We start from the raw sequence: 1411 nt of genomic DNA, 5'->3' as shown, positions 1-1411 counted from the left end.
CGGAAGATGTCAACCAGTTCGGGGCGGATTGTTCAGGGATTCGTTGACTGAGCTGTGTTCTCCTGGGGCTTGTTGATCCACGCGGCTTCGGGCAGGGCGGGTGGTTGCGGGGTGCCGCGTACGAACCGTTCGGGGTTGCGGGTGTAGGCGGCGGCCAGGACCTCGGCGCGGACGTCACGCATGCGTTCGGCGTGGCCGTGGTGGACGTCGTACGGGGTGTGCCAGCCGATGCCTGAGTGCCGGTGGATCGTGTTGTACCAGGTGAAGAACGTCCGGCAGTGGGCTCGGGCGTCCTGGATCGAGCCGAAGCGGTCGGGGAAGTCCGGCCGGTATTTCAGCGTCTTGAACTGGGCCTCGGAGAACGGGTTGTCGTTGCTGCACCTCGGCCGGGAGTGGGACTTGGTGACGCCGAGGTCGGCCATCATCTGCGCGACGGTCTTCGACGCCATGGAGGTGCCGCGGTCGGCGTGGATGGTCAACTGCTCACGGCTGATGCCCTGCTTGTTGATGGCGTCGGCGAGGAGCCGCTCGGCCAGGGCGGCGTCCTCACGTTCGGCGATCAGCCACGCCACCGTGTAGCGGCTGTAGATGTCGATGACCGCGTAGAGGTGGTAGAAGACCCGTTTGGCCGGGCCGCGGAGCTTCGTGATGTCCCAGGACCACACGCGGTTCGGGGCGTCGGCGATCAGTTCGGGTTTGACCTTCGGCGGGTGCACGGCCTGGCGGCGGCGTTCCCGGACTTCGCCGTGTTCGCGCAGGATCCGGTACATGCTCGACACCGACGCCATGTACACGCCCTCGTCGAGGAGGGTGTGGTAGACGGCGGCCGGGGCCATGTCGACGAAGTCCGGGCTGTTGAGCAGCGCCCGCACACTGTCACGCTCGGCGGCGGTCAACGCGCGGGGCTGGGGCCTCGGCTGGTGTTGCGGGCGTGGTGGTAGCGGGGACTGGCGGTGGCGGCGGTAGTGGTTGGCCTGCGGTCGGCCGGTGGCCCGGCATGCCGCCCGGACCCCGACCAGCGGCGCCAATTCGGTGATCGCCGCCTCGACAGCAGCGTCGATCATCTCGGCTCGCCCTGCTCGGTCGCGCTGTCGGTGGCGAGCTGACCCAGCAGCGCGGAGAGTTTTCCCTGAACCTCGATCACCTTGCGGGCCTTGTCCAGCTCAGCCCGTAGCCGCTCGTTCTCGGCGCGCAGCCGGGCGGCCTCCCGCACGGCGGGGTCGGTCTTCGGTCGACCCGCGGGCTTGGCCAGGGCCTCACGCGCGCCCGCGTCGCGCTGGTGCTTCCACGCCGCGATCAACGATGTGTACAGGCCTTCACGGCGCAGCAACGCGCCCTTGCCAGCTTTGTCCAGGGTCTCGTACTCGGCCAGGATCCGCGCCTTGTAGGCGGCGGTGTATGTCCTGGTCCG

The 1411-nt window shown here is 68.7% G+C and carries 1 protein-coding gene and 1 pseudogene; both read right to left on the bottom strand.

Features of this window, described 5'->3' with window-relative positions:
- Positions 1-32 precede the first annotated feature (32 nt).
- A complete protein-coding gene (locus ABZ570_RS33980; RefSeq protein ID WP_358072290.1) occupies positions 33-1064 on the bottom strand; it encodes an IS3 family transposase in 1032 nt (343 codons plus the stop codon).
- A pseudogene (locus ABZ570_RS33975) lies at positions 1061-1411 on the bottom strand (hypothetical protein); the annotation flags it as partial. The pseudogene ABZ570_RS33975 and the gene ABZ570_RS33980, both read right to left, overlap by 4 nt.

Source organism: Micromonospora sp. NPDC007271 (assembly GCF_040634005.1).
In the GTDB taxonomy this organism is placed as follows: Bacteria; Actinomycetota; Actinomycetes; order Mycobacteriales; family Micromonosporaceae; genus Micromonospora.
Note: the sequence above shows the minus strand (reverse complement) of the source record. Positions and strands in the feature narration are given on the sequence as shown.

Excerpts from the sequence above, each read along its gene's own strand:
- ABZ570_RS33980 (WP_358072290.1), bottom strand. The coding sequence starts at position 1,064 with ATGATCGACGCTGCTGTCGAGGCGGCGATCACCGAATTGGCGCCGCTG.